The sequence below is a fragment of the Sutcliffiella halmapala genome, assembly GCF_002019665.1.
Lineage (GTDB): Bacteria > Bacillota > Bacilli > Bacillales > Bacillaceae_I > Sutcliffiella_A > Sutcliffiella_A halmapala.
Genome location: NZ_MTIT01000005.1, coordinates 1 through 1,555 on the forward strand (window position 1 = coordinate 1; position 1,555 = coordinate 1,555).

The 1,555-nt window shown below is 37.3% G+C and carries 1 protein-coding gene; it reads left to right on the forward strand.

The window, feature by feature from the left end; genetic code table 11:
- The first annotated feature begins 81 nt into the window (after window positions 1-81).
- The gene (locus BK580_RS23220; RefSeq protein WP_078381946.1) at window positions 82-1,089 is read left to right on the forward strand and encodes an IS1595 family transposase; all 1,008 of its coding nucleotides are present in this window, start codon (window positions 82-84) and stop codon (window positions 1,087-1,089) included.
- Window positions 1,090-1,555 lie beyond the last annotated feature (466 nt).

Consider the following 1,555-nt stretch of genomic DNA (forward strand, 5'->3'; position numbering starts at 1 on the left):
AGCCTGTTTTCGTAAATATTGTGGATATTATTCTACTCTCATATAATACTATAAAGAACGTATGTACGGGAGGTAGTTCCGATGTGGAAAAAGGTATATCAAACTTTTAATCATTTGCCTGACGTAGAAAAGGATAAGTTTATTCGTGCTTTGGAACGGGATAAAACTTCCATCAAATCCGATATTGCCAAGTTTATCTCCAACATTCGCGAAACTCGTTTCAGCGAGGGACTTGGGTGTGTTCATTGTGGATCAACTGCGGTAGTTCGACACGGAAAATATCGTGGTCGCCAACGCTATAAATGTAAGGATTGCTTTAAGACTTTCAACGATATGACCAATACTCCCATAGGAGGCACACATAAACCTCATCTGTGGCTTCAGTACATCGAGTTGATGGTGGAAGGATACACCCTTCCCAAAATTGTAAAGCGTCTGAATATCCATATATCTACGGCATTCTACTGGAGGCATAAAGTGTTAAATGCTGTCCGTTCCATTGGTGACAGTGTTCTTCAAGGTGTCATTGAAAGCGATGAAACTTACCTCCTAGAAAGTATGAAGGGAAGCAAGCATATCTCTCACAGGAAGTCTCGTAAACGTGGTGGAGTGGCTCCTGAGCGTGGGATCAGTAAAAGTCAGGTAAGCATCCTGGTGGCAATGGATAGAAACGGCAATATCATCAGTCGTAAAAATGGCTATGGGAGAACAACTGCCTCTGAAATCGAGAGTGTGTTGGGGGATTTTATCGATTCATCCAGTATCTTGTGTACCGATACGGCGACAAATTACAAGAAATTCGCCAAGTTGAAGAAACTACCGCACGAAACCATCAATGCAAGAAAAGGGATTTATGTACGAAAGCATATCTACCATATTCAACACGTAAACAGCTACCATAACCAATTAAAGCGGTGGCTGGATAGATTTCAAGGGGTTTCGACCCGATGGTTAGACAATTACCTGTATTGGTTCCGTTTTCTCCAACTAAATAAAAAATTACCTTTTGAGGAGCAGATTAATTCGTTATTATTGGGGTGTTGCAGGGGATCCAATTACGCAACGATTGAGGAACTAAGAGCTGCTTAAATTGATTTGCAAGATGGTGAGCAAGATGATTTTTGCATATAAAAACAGTTTCGTTATATGAAAACGAAACTGTAATTAAGATTTTCTTTAGCTTCTATTCCGATACAAATTACTAAGTGAATGAACTATTTGCGAATTTTAAGAAGAAATGAACCTGTTTTTAGTTAACCAACCATAAACAATACATAAATGATTTGAACCGAAGATATAACAAGAGGAACAATAGAAATTATTTTCAACCATAATTTTTTTGTTGCAAACCCTATTACTAAGATTACTATACCTAAAATCAACACACCAATCATAGATAAAAACGTCATTAAAATTCACACCCCTTCCAATTTCTGCATAGTGTAATTTTACACTAATGGGGTATTTTTATCAATATAATCTGAATATTAATACTTATCGTTGTCACGAATAATTACCTTTTGCTGAAAAAACCACAATATTTTAGAAAACAGGC

Bases quoted from the DNA above. Each gene is read 5' to 3' on its own strand.
- BK580_RS23220 (WP_078381946.1), top strand. From the start codon at position 82: ATGTGGAAAAAGGTATATCAAACTTTTAATCATTTGCCTGACGTAGAA.